Here is a 17,407-nt window from a genome sequence, read left to right on the forward strand (position 1 = left end):
GTTGAACTTTGCAGTGACCAAACATCAAAAAATGAAATTACAGCATAATACCATTTTGATTACAGGTGGAACGGGAGGATTCGGCTTTGAGTTTGCCTCAAAATTGATTGCTTTGGGCAACAGGGTGATTATCACCGGAAGAAATACTGAAAAACTGCAGGAGGTAAAACAAAAGCTCCCAAAGGTAGTTGCCATCCAGAGCGATGTAAGCAAATCCGCGGACATCCGCAGCTTATATGATCAGGTTGCACAGGAATTTCCCGGCCTGAACATTATCATCAACAATGCAGGTGAAATGCGCAAGATAAGCCTGCATCACAAGCATGAGCTCACCGATATCACCCGCGAGATCGAAATTAACCTGATGGGCCCCATCCGGATGGTGCAACAATTTTTACCGCTTTTGAGGAAGCAGGAGAATGCCGCCATTTTAAATGTTACATCAGGTATTGCATTAATGACGTTCCCGGTTTCACCGGTCTATAGCGCCAGTAAATCAGGACTTCGCTCATACACGCAGGCGTTAAGGGTGCAGTTAAAGCATACCAATATTAAGGTAATTGAATTGGTGGCGCCAGGCAGTGCTACTTCATTGAACGATAAATTCCTGGGCGAAGACGGTTTTAATGCCGGGATGTTGATGGCTCCGGGAAAAATTGTAGATGCGGCCATCAAAGGAATGAAAAACGACAAAACGGAGATCTACCCTGGTGTTGCAAGAATAATACGTATTATGAGCAGAATAGCTCCAAAATTCATGATAGCACAGGCGGGAAAAACAGGCGCTTCAACAATGTATTCAAATTAATTTCCAAATACGAACCTATTCAAAATGGAAGAAGTGGTTTTTGCTATTTGAGAATTTCCCTGCCTGGAAAACAATGAAATTCAGGCGAGTTCAGTAACTTAATCCTTAAAAGAACGATAAATGGCAAAGAGCATCATTTCCCTCATATTATTGTTGGTGTCCGTTTTTCTGGCATTTAAACACGGCTGGGACACGCTTAACTACAAGAATAATCCTGCATCCCTCAAAATGATGAGCGAATTGGGCATTAGTGCATCGATCATTCCCTTTTTTGGTGCTTTCACCATCGGTATTGGCATTCTGCTACTCATTCCCAAAACATTTTTTCTCGGCAATGTGCTCAACGCCATATCCATCGTGGTGATCATGGCACTGGCCATTCGTGCAGGCAATTTTAAGATGGCGTTTATAGAGATACCGTTTTTGATAATACCATTGGTAATGATCTGGTTGAAGTATCCATTTGTGAAAACTGCAGTTTGACTATGCAACCAGTACGAATAAGGTCCATCACCGAAGGACACCGGGCTTTTGGGTTACCAGGTCCTGAACATCCGCTGGTAAGCGTGGTAAACTATGCAGACCTGAAGATGCCTGAATTTTCAGGAGCGTTGACTGTACTGTTTGATTTCTATTATATTTCGCTGAAGAAGGGATTTGCCAACAAGCTGTTTTACGGCCAGCAGACTTACGATTTTGATGAAGGCATGATGTACTTTGTAGCCCCCGGCCAGATTATAGGAGGTGCAGGGCCGGCGCCCGAAGACGACCTTTCAGGCTGGATCTTGCTCTTTCATCCCGACTTGTTATGGGGGACATCCCTGGGAAAGAACATTAAGCAATATGACTTTTTTGATTATGCGGTGAATGAAGCTTTATTCTTGTCGGATAAGGAACAGACCATCGCGAACGGTATTGTCCAGAACATTAAAAATGAGTACCAGTCCAACCTTGACAGGTTCAGCCAGGATATTATCATTTCGCATATTGAAACCTTGCTGAATTATGCTGAGCGTTTTTATCAAAGACAATTTCTTACCCGGAAAAAGAGCAGTCACCAGGTTCTTGACCGCCTGGAACAACTGTTGGACGAACATTTTGCCGGCGACGACCTGATTTCAAAAGGTCTTCCATCCGTCCAGCACCTGGCCGATTCGCTCCATATTTCCAGCAAGTATTTAAGCAGTTTATTAAAGCAATTAACAGGACAGACAACGCAACAACGCATTCATGAGAAGCTGATCGAAAAAGCAAAAGAAAAACTGTCCACCACCGGGTTATCGGTAAGTGAAATTGCTTATGAACTGGGTTTTGAGCATTCCCAGTCGTTCAGTAAATTATTCAAGGAAAAAACCAGGCAAACTCCTTTGGAGTTCAGGCAGTCATTTAAATGAAGATTTAAGAAAGTCTCACAAGTCATTGATTTAGGACCATTTGATGCCGCTAGTTTGTTTTCTTTATGAATTGTTTATCGCGGTACGTCTCCAACCAAAAACCTGGCGGCTTACCAGGCGCATCTTCAAAACGGATATTTAAAAATTGCGCGGTGGCGTAAAAATCCTTTTCGCTGGCTGCATACAAAGTAAATATCCGGTTGCTGCCGAAATAGAGCGCCAGTTGCCCATTCTCATTTTTGAGCTGCATGGTCCGGCCGTCCGGTAATTGATAAGTACCGGCATAGCTGTTCAACACCCGTGCTGCCAGGTCCAATTTGGGCCTTTCGAAAACATATTGTAACCCACGGGCATAGGTTTCATTCTTAGTGCCTCCATGACCGGTATTCTCCAGTATCTTTGAATGCAGCCGAACGGATGGATATTTGCGCGCCGTCATGGTGGCGGAAAATTTTTCAAAGGCAGGGCGGGTTAATTCTACGTCGCCCACTGTCATATATACACGTACCGGGTTGGGCAGACGCTTTTTGGCAAACTCCTGCTCATACTTATACAATACTTCATTATCCCAGGGAATAGGCGGACTGGCCGCTACATAACCGGTGAACAGGTCGGGCTGGGTGAACAAGGTGTACAAGGTAAACAATCCCCCGGCCGAACATCCCATCAGTGTCCTGTTCTTGCCATCCGCCTTATAGTTAGACTCGATGAAGGGAAACAATTCCTGCTTCATAAACGCCAGGAACTGATCCGCCCCACCGCTTTGCGGCATCCGCACGGAACCGGATAAAGATATCATGCCGTATATTTCAGGCCTGATGATGGCCAACTCCAGTTTAGTGGGCGAATAGTCTCTCAGGCGTAGGCTGTCGTAATTGACATGTTCGCCGCTCCAGGTTACACCTACAATGATCAGCTCGGGAATAAACCCATCATAGTAATACTGGCCGTATAAACCAGTAACCAGCGAAAAATCCCATTGCGAATCCATTAGATATACAACAGGATATTTTTTGTTAGCTGCCTTGTAACCGCCGGGTAGCATGATGTGCAGTTCATATTCCTGTCCTGCTACTATCTTTGAAGTGATCTTCCTCACCTCAGAACCCGTAATGGTCACTGCAGGGTACTGTGCCTGTACTTTTGTAAGTACAAGCGCCATTAAAAAACTGGCAAGGTATTTCATAGCAGACTATTTATAAGCCGTAAGGGGTTGAATGCTTCCATCCTTGTTAAACTTGGGTCACTTTCACATTACGCAAATGCGTTTTGCCACGGGATCACAGCGGTATGGGCAATCGTCCTTTTTTCGTTTTAGTCCAGGGCTATTTCCCGACCTTAAACTTTGTACGTATGTATAACTCCAGGTTGGCGCATTATAAATTTCGCTTGTTACTTTCAATGGCAATGAACTCTGGCAAATAATCAGGCGTACACCCTTTTGATACCATTTCACCTTTATAAAGGCCTGTTTTCTCACCAATGTTGATACACCGATTTCGATACTGTTTTTCATAAACTCCGATCCAGCCCGCTGTGAAATTCATTGCCCATTGAACTTCCGGTGCTTCTTTGGCAATGTTAGCTTCTATTTTAGTTAATAATGCTGGTGTATTGGCAGGCGGTGTTTGTCCTGTCCACCTTAAACGAGCCTGGTAATACCAGAATACCCGTCTTTGCAGAGCCGAAGGACTATTTTCCCATGATTCAATCAGTGCAATTGTTTTCTTGTTTTTCATGAGTTGGTTGGCCATGAACCAGTCCATTAGCTGATTCCGGTCATCAAATGGATGGGTATGCATATCCTTATCAAGCGTATTGATCTGATCTTGTGAAACACGCTTGTTATCCATAATTAAGATCGCCAATAACCTTGGGAAGAACTTACCGGTTGACCATAATTCCATAGCCAGGTCGTGATCCGTTTTTATGATCTTAGCAATTTTTCGTAAGTCTCCAAGGTTAGTTTTGGTATTGATTTGCCCCAAGATGTTTTCCGCTTTTGAAGAGAGTTTCATTGAAATCTTTTGGTTTGTTCTGAGAAGGTTAAAAATCCGGAGTCAATATAGCCTGTTGCTGGCAAAAACATTTTATTCGTTTTCAGCGAGTTGCCTGACGATGCTTATTGCCCTATCTCATTCTTGATAAGACAAAATATCACTTTTTGAGCAATTACCAGCGTGCTTTTCGCCAGGATTCTAAAGATTCCAGCGGGATCACTCGGGATACACGCATTTTTTTAAAGTGGGTTTGTAATAAAAAAGGCGTTCAAACGAACGCCTTTGATTTTCTTAGTAGTAGCCCAGCCGAACGAATGTCGAACTCTTTTTTTGGGGATTTGGATGAGTTAGCCAGTTTAATATAGATGTTTAGCCGAAAGCTATAACTGTCTTATCCTAATTTTCTTGGTTGTAATAGTTGCAAAGAAAGGACGTTGGAGCGTCTGTGTCTTCAGCAAATAAACAACTGTTTAGCTATCTCCCGAAATTCATGAAACGAATACCTTAAGAACAAAACGCTTAGGTCCTTTACATGATGGGCAAATACCCACTCTCCAAAATCCTTGTCCTCAGTAAGCAATAAATAGTTATACTGCAATGCCAGTTGAATTACCTGGTCATCCTTTATGCTCTTGGCCGATTCATCTACGGAAATAACTTCAAAACCCGCTTCCCGTAATGTTTTGATAGTAAAGCTATGGATATTCTCATCTGCCAGTATCATGCAACGGCAATGACTGTTTCGTTAGAGATGGCATCTGAAGCATAGGCCAAAGCAGCCATAATAGAAGCTTCGGTAAGATTGGGGTAAGTCTCAATAAGGTCTTGTACGGAGGCACCTTCAGATAATCTTTGTAAGATTAGGCCGACAGTAATCCGGGTGCCTCTTACAACGGGTTTGCCTAACATTACATCTGCATTGGATTCTATATACTCTTTGTAGTCCATAAATAGCCTATTAATCTTTGTCAAGGCAACAATTCAAATTTACAAAATTCGATCGGAACGACCGAAAGCGAGGGTAGATAGAAATGAAATTATATCTAGTTTGACATCACCAATGAGTGACATATTCCAGGCTTATTCTATCCAATCTCTTGTATTTCTGTTGTAGCCTAATCCAATGGCGCACCTATGAAGGCTTGGAGATAATATCCCATCGAATTTATTTTAATATCGCCAGTTAAGAATCAATTGGGAGACTTGTTTTATGATAGTCTAAATGCCTAACAAGAATCGAACTCTATAAATGGCTGTTAGTTAGGTACTTTGATAAATGACTGGAAGTAATGTGAAAATAAAAGACATTCATTTTCAATAATTTAAAGGTCCTAAAAGATTTTGTAGCCCCGAGCGAACGGATGTCGAACTGTTTCCTATGTGAATTAATGGTGTTGATGAGCATAATTAGTTGACAGCAAGGAAATTATATGTAAAATTATTTTAGCCTGATTAATTTCCTTGCAAAAACCTTTTAGGGTATCCGACAACAATGCAAAAGAACTAATTTCGATACCGGTAATTTGTGAGAGCAGAAACAAGTGACTATAGTAGTATAACTTCTCCCTGAACAAAATATCTAACCATCTATGCTATACAAGAAGCCATTATCCATTTTTCTGCTATTTTGCATTTACGATTTTTTATCGCCTCAACCTGCTCTGAGCCAAACACAGGGTACACAAATCATTACCAGTGGAGGCAAAGCATCTGAACAACTCTTTATTGAGTTAATAGGGGGACCGGATGCAAACGTCGTTTTTATTCCAACTGCGGCATCTTCCTTACGATCAGACTCGGGGATCATCTGGAATCCTGATAAGGATGCAAATAAAAAGGAATTCAAAGATGCATTATTAAAGCGGTTTAAACTTAATGATCTGACCATCCTTCATACCAGGGATCGCCAGGAGGCGAACCGGGAAGCATTTATTGCAGCGCTTCGTAAAGCGAAGGCGGTTTGGATTTCAGGTGGTAACGCCGGGAGGTTTACGGCTGCTTACATTGGTACAAAGGTCGAAGAGGAATTAAAAGCCCTTCTTAAAAGAGGCGGCATTATAGCAGGAGAATCGGCAGGCGCCATTGTTCAGGGCTCTTATACTATCAGAGGTAATCCCAATAAACCGGTCTTAATGGTAAAGGGGAGTGAAAAGGGACTCTGCCTTCTCGACAAGGTTGCAATCAATCCGCATTTAAGCAGTGCCAAACGTGAAAATGAATTAGTTACCATTATAGACACATATCCTTATCTCTTGGGAATTGGTATTGACGATGATACGGGATTGATTATAAAGGATGGTGTTGGTGAAGTATTTGGGAGCGGAAAAATTGCCATCTATGATAATAAAAGACACAAAGAAGGATGGTATTATTGGTTAAAGGCAGGTGATAAATTTGATTTTAAGAACCGGGTTCCAGTCAATATAGTGCCGGAATAGGATTGCTCAGATGCCTTATCGGTACCATTCTTCGCAAAGCTACCTTGGCTCATAAAGCACTAGCGGAGCTGAAAGGTGTGATTAGGAGCAATTTTTCTTTTGGACCTTTATTGAGAGTCACCTTTTTTCCCTTGGTCCGAAAGTAGCCTGTATAATGATCTTCAAGGCTTGCTATGTAAATCTTGGAATTAAAAACTTGCATAATTGTTCGATGATGTACTAGTCCACATTCTTGTTAAATGAAGCCGCAATTTCCAACATTTTCCTTATGCGCCTTTCTGCCTCCTCTTTGGTAATACCATTATAATAATCCGTCACAAATTGATGCTCGAAGTCTTTATGGGGAACTATTTCAGACCGTTGACTCCCTTTCTTCGTAAAAATGGTAGTTGGAATCCCACAAGTATCATCATAATCTAATAATGTACTACTTAACCAGCCAAAATACATGGCTTCATGATCGGGATTATCAAAATTATCCTTGTAGTCCTGAAAACTCTTTTCACTTAATGAGACCCAAAGCCCATATTGCAGGTCTTCGCAATGGTCGTTAACCTTAAGAAATAATACACAACGAATGAACCTGTCAGTTTGATCAGAGTAGTTTATCACGCAAAGATCAGAGCCTATCTTTCCGATTTCTCTTTTTTCGTCATCAGACAAGTTATTATATTGCGTTGGAGAAGAAAAAGCCAACGCAGGCCAGTCCTCGTGTTCCTGACCACAACGGCTACAGATATATTTTTCGATATTCATCCATTGCTAATTTATAGTTCTAGGGCTGCAATGCTTTCCTAAGGGGTATAAAGATGTACAAAAATACAGTTATTCCCCTTTCATTAAAAGAGCCCCTAAAAGGAATCGAACTCCTAAATGGCTGGGAATCAATTAGCAGATGGTTGGAGAGAAGAAGGGGGAAATGCATCTCGAACTAAAAAAGGCTTTCAGCGTCAACCACTTAAAGCCTTTCTTAAATATCTGGTAGCCCCGCCAAGAATCGAACTTGGATCTAAAGTTTAGGAAACTTCTATTCTATCCATTGAACTACGGGGCCAGCTTCCTGCCGGGGCAGAAAGGGGAGTGCAAAAGTAAGAGTTTTCACACCAAAATCCAACTCCTCCCTAATTGTACATACTTTCTATCACGTCCCGGTATTTTTCCAGTATCACCTTGCGTTTCAGCTTCAGGGTAGGGGTCAGCTCGCCCCCGTCCACCGTCCATTCATGGGGTAGCAGCTCAAACCTTTTGAGCTGTTCCACATGGTTGAAGAACTGGTTGTACTTCTCCAGCGCCTGCTGGAACAAGGCTCTTACTTCCGGGTTGCGGACCAGCTCCTCCTGGCTGGCGTAGGAGATGTTGCGCTTGCTGCACCAGCCCTTCAGGTTGGGGAAGGAGGGAACGATCAGGGCGGCGGTAAACTTATGATCCTCGCCTACTACCATGATCTGCTCGATGTAAGGAGATTCCTTGAACTTGTTCTCTATCGGCTGCGGCGCCACAAACTTGCCGCCGGAGGTCTTGAACAGCTCTTTCTTCCGGTCCGTGATCTTCAGGAACTTGTCGTTCACGATCACGCCAATGTCGCCGGTGTGGAACCAGCCATCCTTGATGGCATCGGCCGTAAGGTCCGGACGCTTGTAGTAGCCCATGGTCACGTTGGGGCCTTTGCAGAGGATCTCGCCGTCTTCCGCAATCTTTACCTGTACATTGCTGATAATAGGCCCTACCGTGCCGAACATACGGTCCTGTACATCCACCCGGTTTACGCTGATCACGGGCGAGGTTTCGGTAAGACCATAACCTTCCAGCACCGGGATGCGCCCGGCTGTAAATACCTTCAGCAGGCGTACCTGGCAGGCGGCCGCACCGTTTACAATAGCCTGTATGTTGCCCCCCAGCGCTTCCCGCCATTTTTTGAATACCAATGCATTGGCAATCGACAACTGCAGGTTATACCACCAGCCCAGGTTTTTGTTAATCTCGTACTGCTTGCCCAGCTCTATGGCCCAGAAGAATAAGGCCCGTTTAATGCCTTTCAGCTCCAGCCCCTTGGCCATGATCTTTTCATATACCTTTTCCAGCAGGCGCGGCACGGTGGTGAAGATGGTGGGCTTCACCTCCCGCAGGTTATCCGCAATGGTATCCATGCTTTCGGCGTAGTAGATGGGCACGCCGGCGGTCAGGTATACGTAGGTCACCATACGTTCAAAAATATGGTTCAGGGGCAGGAAGCTCAGCGCCCGCGCGCTGGAATGTACCGGCAGGTAAGGAGTACAGGCGGTTACATTGCTCATGATGTTGCGGTGGCTCAGCATCACCCCTTTGGGGGTGCCGGTGGTGCCCGAGGTATAGATGATCGTTACCAGCTCTTCGGGGTCCGTGTGCTTTTTGATCTCCGTGATCACCGGGTAGTCCTCCGGCCGGGCCATGGCCAGCAGCTCTGTCCAGTGGCGCACGCCGGGGATCCGGTTGAATGAAAATATCTCTTTCAGTAAAGGGACCTGGTCGCGGATGGCATTCACCTTTTCCAGGATATCTTCATCGCTGATGAACAGGATGCGGGCGCCGCCGTCATTCAGCACAAAGGCCAGCTCGTGCTGGCTGATGGTAGGATAGATAGGGGTTGATACAGCGCCGGTCTGCTGGCAGGCCAGGTCGGTGAGTACCCATTCCGGCCGGTTGGGCGAAATAATGGCGATCTTGTCCTTTCCCTCCACCGTACCGTCACCCCGGCTGATGCCCAGTTGCAAAAGCCCGGAGCTCAACTGCATGGTAAGATCGGCTACCTCCTGCGTACTGTATTTTTTCCAATTCCCGTCTACTTTGCCGGCCAGCATGTCTTCCTTGGGATAGTTTGCGAGCTGCCAGGCGATCACGTCAAATAATCGGCTTGGTTGATCCATCATGCTTTGATTTGTTGTTTGCCATGCTTACAGGCCGCGCTGTTCCCGTTCATGCTGTAATTTTTCATATTCTTTCAGCGTATCGCCATAGGGATCACTGTGATAGGCGCCGAAATAGTGGAATGCCAGGCCGATACCCCAGCCCAGGGCCGGCCAGATAGGCCAGGGAGCACCGCTGCCGTTGCCATCCGTAATGAACCACAAAGCCCAGAGGCCCGCATTCACCACCAGGTAGGCGATCAGGTGGGACTTGAACGAGGCTCGCGCCTTTGCAATGCGCCAGAGCCTTTCATCCCGTTGTTGTGTCGTTTCCATGTGAACAGGTTTAAGTATGATAGATGCATATTAAATTTAAATCATTTTATTTGATTTTAACGGATTATTGCCGTTGTGCAACTATACTGAACTGTATGTTCACCATGGAGTTGATCAGCTTATCCTGCAGCGATTTATCAGCACGGTAGTTCATGCCCCACAGCGTGCGGTCCATATTGAAATTGGCGTGGGCGGTCACCTGGTCATTTACAATGGCTATCCTGGCCGGGAATGTAATATTCTTGGTTACTTCCTTAATGGTCAGGTTGCCCTGTATAGTATGGGTAGCGTCCTTCAGCAGTATATCGGTACCGTCGGGGCGGTAGGTATCTACGCCGGTAATGGCAAAGGTGGCGGTAGGGTACTTCGCCGCATCAAAGAACAGCGGGCTTTTCAGCTCCCGCTCCAGTTTGTGCTTCATGGCGGTGTCGCCGGCCAGGTCCAGGTCTTCCAGGGAAGCGATGTTGATCACAAATTTCCCCCCGGTCACCATGCTGTCCTTTACATACAGGGTGCCGCTGGTAAGCTTAAAACGGCCGGTATGCTTGCCCGTGGGCTTGGTGCCGATCCATTGTAAGCTGCTCCTGTCCACATCTACCTGGTAGGCGGTGCCTTCTCCTTCCTGGACAGACCGCGCTTCCGATATCTTGGCTTCATCTGCTTTGGGCGCCTGCTGGCAGGCGCCCAAAGTCATGCATCCTGCTATCAGTAATATATACCTCATACTATATGGTTTAGTCCGAAACTACCTCCCGGTTGCCCACCCATACAAACCGCTTCACAATAAACTCCTGGTTGGTAAAGCTGGCGTTGCCCGCCGGGTTGCCCCCTGTTACATGAAAATCGGAGAATGCGGCATGCTGGTTCACCCAAATCAGGCCTGTAAAATTGAAGGACACCGGGGTAAATACGCTGTTCATCTCCTCCGCTATCTTTTCCTTCACAACCGGGTCTGTAGTATAAGCTGCACAGGTGATGGCCCCGTGCTGTTCCGCCATCTGCCTGGCCAGTTGTATGGAATGGGCCGTGTTTTTTGTTTTTACCAGCAGGATCACCGGGCCGAACAGCTCCTTTTCATAAATATTGTGGTCTGCGCTGGTTACCTCCAGCACGGTAGGGGAGCACATCCTGGCTTTGCTGAATTCTTCGTTGGGCACCGGTCCGCCCTGCAGCAGCACTTTGCCGCCCAGCCGGGCGGCATCCTGCGCCCGTTGCAGGGTCACATCATTCTGTACTGCGCCCAGGGTGCCGGCGCCCATCTTGGGATTGTTCACCAGGGCGGCGATCGCATCCCTGATCTGCTGGGCGGTTTCGTTAAAGCCCAGGTTGCCGGCGGCAGTGGCAATGCCCTGTTCCGGTATAAAAAAGTTCTGTGGCGCCGTGCACATTTGCCCGGAATACAGGCATACGGCAAAGGCCAGGTTCTGTACTACGGCATCTACGTCCTTTACGCTGTCCAGTATCACGGAATTAACACCCGCCTTTTCGGTGAAAACAGTTTTGCCCCGCAGGGATTCCACGTAGTCGCCAAAACTGCTGCCGCCGGTATAGTCGATCAGCGTAATGCGCGGATGCTCGCACAGAGCGGTCGTAAGGGGCTGTGCGCTGCTGTCGGCCGCCAGTTGGCACAGGTGCGGGTCAAAGCCGTTCTCATGCAGCACCTGTTGTATAGCGCTGATCACCAGGGCAATGGGGAGCACGGCTTTCGGGTGTGGCTTTACGATCACCGGGTTGCCGGTAACCAGGTCGGCATAAATGCCGGGCAGCGAATTCCATACCGGGAAGGTGGAGCAGCCTATTACCAGCCCGATGCCCCGGGGCACTGCTTTAAAGGTTTTCTGCAATTGGAGGGTTACTTTGCCCATCGGTTTTTCCCAGCGCTGTTCCGCCGGGAACCGGTGCAGTTCTTCGTATCCCATGGCAATGGCTTCCAGCGCCCGGTCGTTGGCATGCGGCCCCGATGCCTGGAAGCTCATCATAAAGCTTTGCCCGGTGGTATGCATGGTTGCATATGCGATCTCGAAAAAAAGTCCTTTTACCCTTTCCAGGGTTTCTACCAGTATGTCCGCCCGGTTGGAAACGGGCGTATTGGCCCATTGCCTGCCGGCAGCGCCGGCCTGCGCCACCAGTTCCTCCACCGTAAAGGAGGGATAGGTAATGCCCAGGTTTTCCAGGGTGTAGGGAGATACTTCCTCCCCTACGCGCTCGTTGCTGCCGGTTTGCAGCAGGCGGTCAAAAGGTTGGTTCAGCAATTGCTGGTAGCTGGTCATGCCGCTGGCGGCGGCCGCTTCACCGTAAGCCTTGGGGTGCTCGGGGTACTGCGAGTAGAAGCGCCGTTCATGATTGGCTTTTACCGCGTTGTCGATCGTGTTTTGGTGTTTGGTTGCAAGCATATAAGTAATTAATAATTAACAATTAATAATTAGAGAACGTGGAACCGGTAGCACTTGTACTTGCATTCATCTGTGTATCTGCATATCCGCAGACCTGCACATTTATCTGTTCAGCGTAAATCTGCCGTCATTGTAATATTCATCAGGGCGAAGTTTAAATGGATGATTGCGCTGGTATTGCATGAACTTATCGTATTCTGATTTATGCAGGTTGGTCCAGGCGCGATAGGCGGACTGGCTGGCCACCGGGCCAAACAGCCATTGGTTATAGGCCTCGAACATCCCTTCCTTCAGGAGTTTCTGCTGCAGATCAAATAACGCGAACGGGTATTTTAAACCATAAAAATTATACCAGTCCAGCAGGAACCGGGTGCGCAGCATGATGAGCGCCTCCGGGTCAATGCCGCTGCTGATAACGCCGGTTTGTTTGGCCATCAGTTGCCGGTACACATTTACAAAGTCGCTGTTATTCCTGTTGCGTTTGCTTTTTTTGTCGTCCATGTCGGGCAGCGGCATGCTCAGCATGGAGGGATCGTTGAACAGCTTTTTATAGGATTCTATCAGTATATCCCTTATCTCCGCGGTGCGGGTAGTATAGCTTTCCAGGTTCACGAATATCTCCCCGTACAGGATAGCCCATACCGGGTCTTTGGAATAATAGTAGGTGCGGGCGGCATTGTAATAGTTGCCGGGAAAATTAGGATCTTTTTCTATCCCTTTCAGCCAGTTGTTCAGGGCGCCGTCATACATTTTCAGCGTCATCAGCAACTGCCCGTTGTCGTTGTACAGCGCCCCGCTTTCCGGGAACTTGCGGATACCTTTGTCATACAGCTTCTGCGCGCCTTTCCACTCCTGCCGGGCCTGGTAAATATTGCCGGCTATCTGGTACATCTGCGGGTCCACGTCCTTCTCATCCAGCAGGGGGTCAATAATGCTTTTGGCCTTGCCCATTTCTCCCCGCAGGTAGTAGGCAAACCCCAGTTGCTTCCGGAATTGTATATTGTCCGGCTCCAGTTGCAGCGCCTGGTTCAGCACCAGGATGGCATTGGCATAATCGCCGGTGCGGATGAAGTTCTGCGCCGTGCTGTACAGCTCATTGGCCTCCTGCGCCCATGCTGCCTGGCTGAGTAATAATAATCCACTTATTAGGAATTTTTTCAATAAAGGGAACCTCCTGTACATGCCTGTCTTTGCGTTTGTTGTAAAAGTAAAGAAAATGTGGTAATGTGCTGATGAGGGAATGGCAGTTAAATAAAACAGGTCCCGGGATATTCCAGGGACCTGCTGTTGCTGAAAATATGGTTATTTACCGGCGATTATCAAATGGTTTGCGTGATCAGCCCGTCCCGCAGCTTGGGTTCAAACCAGGTGGACTTGGGCGGCATTACATTCCCGCTGTCCGCAATGTCAAACAGTTGCTGGATGGTAACGGGGTACAGGGCAAAGGCCACTTTCATTTCCCCGCTGTCCACGCGCCGGGCCAGCTCTTCCAGGCCGCGGATACCGCCTACAAAATCAATGCGCTTGTCCGTGCGCGGGTCCTGGATGCCCAGCAGTTTGTCCAGCACGTTGTGCTGCAGGATGGTCACGTCCAGTATGCCGATCGGGTCCGTGGTGTAGGTGCCTTCCCGGGCTACCAGCCGGTACCAGTTGCCTTCCAGGTACATGCTGAATTCGTGCAGCATGGCCGGCTTTTGCGGCACATGGCCTACGTTCTCCACCGTAAAGTCATACTCCAGGCGGGAGAGCAGGTCTGCGGCGGAATGCCCGTTCAGGTCCTTTACCAGGCGGTTATAGTCCAGTATGGCCAGTTGGCTGGCAGGGAAGATGGTGGTCAGGAAAAAATTCACCGGGTCCTCTCCGGACTTTATCAGTTGCTTTTCGGCAAATTCTTTCTGCACCAGGGAAGCCGATGCGGCGCGGTGGTGGCCATCGGCAATATAGGTATGCGGCACTTTTTCCGCAAAAAGGCTGGTGATCTGTTTTACGGCGGCAGGGTCAGACACTACCCATACGGTATGCTGTATGCCGTCGTCCGCCGTAAAATCGTAGGCGGGGGCATGCTGCTGCTGCCAGTGATCTATCAGCACATTCAGCTCCGGTACGTCTGTATAAGCCAGGAACACGTTGCCGGTCTGGGCGCGGGTAGCCTTGATATGGTTGATCCGGTCCTGTTCTTTCTCCGGCCGGGTAAACTCATGCTTTTTAATAATGCCGTTGTTGTAGTCGGCCACGGAGGAGGCGCATACCAGGCCCGTCTGGGCGCGCCCGTCCATCACCAGCTTATAGATGTAGTAGCAGGGCTGCTCATCCTGGAACAGCACGCCCTCCTTCACAAAGCGCTGCAGGTTCTCCGCAGCTTTGTCATACACGGCCTGGCTATGGATATCCGTACCGTCCGGCAGGTCTATTTCCGATTTTGAAACATGATAGTAAGCGTATGGATTGCCCGCTGCCGCTACCTTTGCTTCCGCAGAGCTAAGCACGTCATAGGGCTTTGCAGCCACGCGGGCCGCTAACCCGGCTTCGGGTCTTAATCCTTTGAACGGTCTGATAATTGCCATGGTTGTCAGGTTGTTGAAGGGGCAAAAATAATAATAATGTGCTGATATGCTAGTGCGGGTATGCCCATAAAAAAAGTCCCGTTCGCCGGCAAAACGAAACGGGACTTACATCTATAGTGGTTAATCAACATGACATTGTCATCCGCACGGTAGCATATTGTTATGCTTTCTTCAGGCTGAAGTACTTCATGGCTTCTACCATTACTTCCACGCTCTCATACGGCAGGGCATTGTACAGCGATGCGCGGAACCCGCCTACGCTGCGGTGCCCTTTGATCCCCACAATATCTTCCTTCTTGCAGAACTTCAGGAACTCTTCTTCCAGCTCCGGTTTGTCCATAATAAAGCACACGTTCATACGGCTGCGGTCTTCTTTTACCACGGTGCCGCGGAACAGGGGGTTATTGTCTATTTCACTATACAGCAGGGAGGCTTTCTTCTCATTGATCTTTTCAATAGCCGCTACGCCACCCTGCTCTTTCAGCCAGCGCAGGGTAAGCATGGATATATAAACGGCAAATACGGGCGGGGTATTGAACATGGAACCGTTCTCGATATGTACCTTGTAATCAAGTATGGTAGGGATCTTGCGCGTTACCTTTCCCAGCGCGCTTTTACGTACGGCCACCATGCAGGCGCCTGCGGCGCCCATGTTCTTCTGCACGCCGGCATAGATGAGCGAGAACCGGTTAAAGTCCATCTGCCTGCTGAGAATATCACTGCTCATATCGGCCACTATCGGTATATCGGTTACCGGTATGGTCTGCCACTGGGTACCGTAAATGGTATTGTTAGTGGTAATGTGCAGGTACTTGGATTGGGGCGGAATAGTAAATTGTTTGGGGATGTGGTTATAATTGCTTTCGCGGGAGCTGGCCACCACGTCTACATACCCGAAGTTCTTGGCTTCTTTGATGGCTTTGTAAGACCAAACACCTGTATCCACGTAACCAGCCGTTTCTCCGTTCTCCAGCAGGTTCATGGCAGACTGCATGAACTGCGTGCTGGCGCCACCGTGCAGATACAACACCTCGAAGTCGTCTTCCAGTTGCATCAGCTCCCTGACCAGGCTGCGGGCCTCGTCCATCACGTTCATGAACAGTTCTGTTCTGTGACCAATCTCCAATATTGACATACCCGATCCCTCAAAATCAATCAACGCTTTGCTGGCTTTGTATAATACCTCGTTTGGTAATATAGAAGGCCCTGCGTTAAAATTGTGCACCTTCATGTTGCGATCCAGATTAAATACATTATTAGCTTTTTCCACTTTGTTTGGTTTTTCTAAGGAACGGATAAAAAAAGTAAGGTGTTTTCAAATAACCAGTAAGTTGCGTGGCGTAGGATAAAGGTTAAAAAGATAGTGGCAACAAAGATATTCAACTTTTTGTAAAAACCCGCTTTTAATTTTGTTATGCTAATGTTAGCGGCAGGCGTCCCCTTTTCCTTGCCAGGCACGGTCTAGCTGCCTGAACTGTTGCAGTTGCTCCGGGGAGAACGCTTTGCCGGCCAGGGCTTGCAGCGGCGGCTGCCCGGCGTTTACCCATGCCGTATACCAGTAGCTGGCAATAGCCTGCATGGCGCCCCGCATGCGGCGCTCCACCATGTCGCCCATCAGCCGGTGATAGGCCAGCGCATAGGCGCTGGAGTAGTTCCTGACCAGCACCCCGTTCCGTTGCTCATACGCATAGCGCTGCGCTGCCGGGAAACGCCGGCTCAACGCCTTTTCCAGCCGCAGCACGGTATCCGCCGCCACGGCGCTGGCAACAACAATGTCCCAGGTAAAGGCCTGCACATCCGCAATGTAGGTGGCTTTGCCCGCCAGGTAATTAAACGCTTTGTCCGCCACCAGCTCCGGTATGCGGGATTCCCACAGGCCATGAATGCCATGCTGGTTGCTTAGCTGCCCGTTGTGGTTGGAGCAGGCGTGCAGCGGCACATGGGCATCGGCTACGTAATGTCCCAGTTCTGCGGAGAGCTGCAGGATACGGGCCTTGTTCCCTTCCTCAAACGCCCGGGTAAGGCGGGCCAGCATACGGGGAATGTGCCAGGGCAGGATGCCGTGCTGCTGCAGGGTATCGGCGCCGTACCTGGCCACCGCCTCCTGCCAGGAGCGCGGCAGGCTGTCAAAGGGCGGCGGGCCGTAAAGGTCAATATCAATGTAGTGCCGTGGGGCTTCAGTCGGCACGGCATACCTTCGCTTATCCGGGTCCACGGCATGCCGGGTGATGAACTCCAGGTAAGGCTTGTACAGCACCATCATTTCCGGGGGCAGCGAAAATACGGCCAGCCGGTTGATACGCTGGTGGGCAAAAAATCCCCAGCTATGGAGCCGGAAAGGGGACAACAGGCACAGCAATAATGCCGGTAGCAGACATACGCGCATACAGATAAACAGGTTGTATAAAGTCAAAAAAAGGGGAGAGAAAGAAAAATTGCAGCCCGCTAATTTATGTAAAAAGGGGGAAACAGCGCGCAGGGGATGTGCGTTTGTTAATGTATGGTTAAAGCGATGACAGATAGCGGGAGCGTGCGTTACTTTTAATAACAGATACCCCATTATGGGCAAAAGCAGCAGTACTATCAAAATCC

At 48.3% G+C, this 17,407-nt stretch carries 17 protein-coding genes and 1 tRNA gene; 4 read left to right on the forward strand and 14 right to left on the reverse strand.

What is annotated here, in order from left to right:
- The first annotated feature begins 31 nt into the window (after positions 1–31).
- The 3 genes from LX66_RS07645 (at position 32) to LX66_RS07655 (ending at position 2,202) form a co-directional block, all read left to right on the forward strand.
- Positions 32–808, forward strand: a complete 777-nt coding sequence (locus tag LX66_RS07645) for an SDR family oxidoreductase (protein ID WP_145711447.1) — start codon at positions 32–34, stop codon at positions 806–808.
- Between the two features lie 120 nt (positions 809–928).
- Entirely contained in the window at positions 929–1,291 is a 363-nt protein-coding gene (locus LX66_RS07650; RefSeq protein WP_145711449.1) for a hypothetical protein, read from the forward strand.
- A gap of 2 nt (positions 1,292–1,293) precedes the next feature.
- A complete protein-coding gene (locus LX66_RS07655) occupies positions 1,294–2,202 on the forward strand; it encodes a helix-turn-helix domain-containing protein (RefSeq protein WP_145711451.1) in 909 nt (302 codons plus the stop codon).
- Positions 2,203–2,251: 49 nt separating this feature from the next.
- On the opposite strand, the gene LX66_RS07660 is transcribed toward LX66_RS07655, so the two are convergent.
- The 4 genes from LX66_RS07660 to LX66_RS07675 form a co-directional block, all read right to left on the reverse strand.
- Positions 2,252–3,388 carry an alpha/beta hydrolase gene (locus tag LX66_RS07660; protein ID WP_145711453.1) on the reverse strand — a complete coding sequence of 379 codons (1,137 nt, stop codon included), beginning with the start codon at positions 3,386–3,388 and terminating at the stop codon, positions 2,252–2,254.
- 190 nt (positions 3,389–3,578) lie between these two features.
- Positions 3,579–4,220, reverse strand: coding sequence for a DNA alkylation repair protein (locus LX66_RS07665; protein WP_145711455.1), 642 nt, complete (start codon positions 4,218–4,220; stop codon positions 3,579–3,581).
- Between the two features lie 433 nt (positions 4,221–4,653).
- Positions 4,654–4,926 (reverse strand): DUF5615 family PIN-like protein, encoded by a 273-nt coding sequence (locus LX66_RS07670; RefSeq protein WP_145711457.1) that lies wholly within the window; start codon positions 4,924–4,926, stop codon positions 4,654–4,656.
- The gene (locus LX66_RS07675) at positions 4,923–5,150 is read right to left on the reverse strand and encodes a DUF433 domain-containing protein (RefSeq protein ID WP_145711459.1); all 228 of its coding nucleotides are present in this window, start codon (positions 5,148–5,150) and stop codon (positions 4,923–4,925) included. The genes LX66_RS07670 and LX66_RS07675 overlap by 4 nt, the downstream gene beginning before the upstream one ends.
- A gap of 641 nt (positions 5,151–5,791) precedes the next feature.
- Here LX66_RS07675 and LX66_RS07680 point away from each other — a divergent pair.
- Positions 5,792–6,640: a cyanophycinase gene (locus tag LX66_RS07680; protein WP_145711460.1), complete on the forward strand. Its 849-nt coding sequence runs from the start codon at positions 5,792–5,794 to the stop codon at positions 6,638–6,640.
- A 219-nt stretch (positions 6,641–6,859) separates the two neighbouring features.
- On the opposite strand, the gene LX66_RS07685 is transcribed toward LX66_RS07680, so the two are convergent.
- From LX66_RS07685 to LX66_RS07730, 10 genes are all read right to left on the reverse strand, one after another.
- Entirely contained in the window at positions 6,860–7,396 is a 537-nt protein-coding gene (locus LX66_RS07685) for a DUF2199 domain-containing protein (protein WP_145711462.1), read from the reverse strand.
- A 223-nt stretch (positions 7,397–7,619) separates the two neighbouring features.
- Positions 7,620–7,694, reverse strand: a tRNA-Arg gene (locus LX66_RS07690).
- Between the two features lie 67 nt (positions 7,695–7,761).
- A complete protein-coding gene (locus tag LX66_RS07695; protein ID WP_244620328.1) occupies positions 7,762–9,546 on the reverse strand; it encodes an AMP-dependent synthetase/ligase in 1,785 nt (594 codons plus the stop codon).
- A gap of 24 nt (positions 9,547–9,570) precedes the next feature.
- Entirely contained in the window at positions 9,571–9,858 is a 288-nt protein-coding gene (locus tag LX66_RS07700; RefSeq protein WP_145711464.1) for a 2TM domain-containing protein, read from the reverse strand.
- A gap of 64 nt (positions 9,859–9,922) precedes the next feature.
- Positions 9,923–10,582, reverse strand: a complete 660-nt coding sequence (locus LX66_RS07705; protein ID WP_145711466.1) for a YceI family protein — start codon at positions 10,580–10,582, stop codon at positions 9,923–9,925.
- 10 nt (positions 10,583–10,592) lie between these two features.
- A complete protein-coding gene (gene paaN, locus LX66_RS07710) occupies positions 10,593–12,251 on the reverse strand; it encodes a phenylacetic acid degradation protein PaaN (RefSeq protein WP_145711468.1) in 1,659 nt (552 codons plus the stop codon).
- 102 nt (positions 12,252–12,353) lie between these two features.
- Complete coding sequence (locus LX66_RS07715; RefSeq protein WP_145711470.1) at positions 12,354–13,433, reverse strand: tetratricopeptide repeat protein; 1,080 nt, start codon at positions 13,431–13,433, stop codon at positions 12,354–12,356.
- 137 nt (positions 13,434–13,570) lie between these two features.
- On the reverse strand, positions 13,571–14,815 hold the full coding sequence (locus tag LX66_RS07720) for a DUF1015 domain-containing protein (RefSeq protein WP_145711472.1): 1,245 nt from the start codon (positions 14,813–14,815) through the stop codon (positions 13,571–13,573).
- Positions 14,816–14,975: 160 nt separating this feature from the next.
- Positions 14,976–16,046, reverse strand: a complete 1,071-nt coding sequence (gene serC, locus LX66_RS07725) for a 3-phosphoserine/phosphohydroxythreonine transaminase (RefSeq protein WP_145711474.1) — start codon at positions 16,044–16,046, stop codon at positions 14,976–14,978.
- Positions 16,047–16,238: 192 nt separating this feature from the next.
- Positions 16,239–17,201, reverse strand: coding sequence for a zinc dependent phospholipase C family protein (locus LX66_RS07730; RefSeq protein ID WP_145711476.1), 963 nt, complete (start codon positions 17,199–17,201; stop codon positions 16,239–16,241).
- Between the last annotated feature and the right edge of the window lie 206 nt (positions 17,202–17,407).

This window comes from Chitinophaga japonensis (assembly GCF_007830125.1).
Taxonomy (GTDB): Bacteria; Bacteroidota; Bacteroidia; order Chitinophagales; family Chitinophagaceae; genus Chitinophaga; species Chitinophaga japonensis.

What these genes read in the sequence shown, in the direction of transcription:
- LX66_RS07645 (WP_145711447.1), top strand. Translation starts at nt 32, where the DNA reads ATGAAATTACAGCATAATACCATTTTGATTACAGGTGGAACGGGAGGA.
- LX66_RS07650 (WP_145711449.1), top strand. Translation starts at nt 929, where the DNA reads ATGGCAAAGAGCATCATTTCCCTCATATTATTGTTGGTGTCCGTTTTT.
- LX66_RS07655 (WP_145711451.1), top strand. Translation starts at nt 1,294, where the DNA reads ATGCAACCAGTACGAATAAGGTCCATCACCGAAGGACACCGGGCTTTT.
- LX66_RS07660 (WP_145711453.1), bottom strand. Translation starts at nt 3,388, where the DNA reads ATGAAATACCTTGCCAGTTTTTTAATGGCGCTTGTACTTACAAAAGTA.
- LX66_RS07665 (WP_145711455.1), bottom strand. Translation starts at nt 4,220, where the DNA reads ATGAAACTCTCTTCAAAAGCGGAAAACATCTTGGGGCAAATCAATACC.
- LX66_RS07670 (WP_145711457.1), bottom strand. Translation starts at nt 4,926, where the DNA reads ATGATACTGGCAGATGAGAATATCCATAGCTTTACTATCAAAACATTA.
- LX66_RS07675 (WP_145711459.1), bottom strand. Translation starts at nt 5,150, where the DNA reads ATGGACTACAAAGAGTATATAGAATCCAATGCAGATGTAATGTTAGGC.
- LX66_RS07680 (WP_145711460.1), top strand. Translation starts at nt 5,792, where the DNA reads ATGCTATACAAGAAGCCATTATCCATTTTTCTGCTATTTTGCATTTAC.
- LX66_RS07685 (WP_145711462.1), bottom strand. Translation starts at nt 7,396, where the DNA reads ATGAATATCGAAAAATATATCTGTAGCCGTTGTGGTCAGGAACACGAG.
- LX66_RS07695 (WP_244620328.1), bottom strand. Translation starts at nt 9,546, where the DNA reads ATGATGGATCAACCAAGCCGATTATTTGACGTGATCGCCTGGCAGCTC.
- LX66_RS07700 (WP_145711464.1), bottom strand. Translation starts at nt 9,858, where the DNA reads ATGGAAACGACACAACAACGGGATGAAAGGCTCTGGCGCATTGCAAAG.
- LX66_RS07705 (WP_145711466.1), bottom strand. Translation starts at nt 10,582, where the DNA reads ATGAGGTATATATTACTGATAGCAGGATGCATGACTTTGGGCGCCTGC.
- paaN (WP_145711468.1), bottom strand. Translation starts at nt 12,251, where the DNA reads ATGCTTGCAACCAAACACCAAAACACGATCGACAACGCGGTAAAAGCC.
- LX66_RS07715 (WP_145711470.1), bottom strand. Translation starts at nt 13,433, where the DNA reads ATGTACAGGAGGTTCCCTTTATTGAAAAAATTCCTAATAAGTGGATTA.
- LX66_RS07720 (WP_145711472.1), bottom strand. Translation starts at nt 14,815, where the DNA reads ATGGCAATTATCAGACCGTTCAAAGGATTAAGACCCGAAGCCGGGTTA.
- serC (WP_145711474.1), bottom strand. Translation starts at nt 16,046, where the DNA reads ATGAAGGTGCACAATTTTAACGCAGGGCCTTCTATATTACCAAACGAG.
- LX66_RS07730 (WP_145711476.1), bottom strand. Translation starts at nt 17,201, where the DNA reads ATGCGCGTATGTCTGCTACCGGCATTATTGCTGTGCCTGTTGTCCCCT.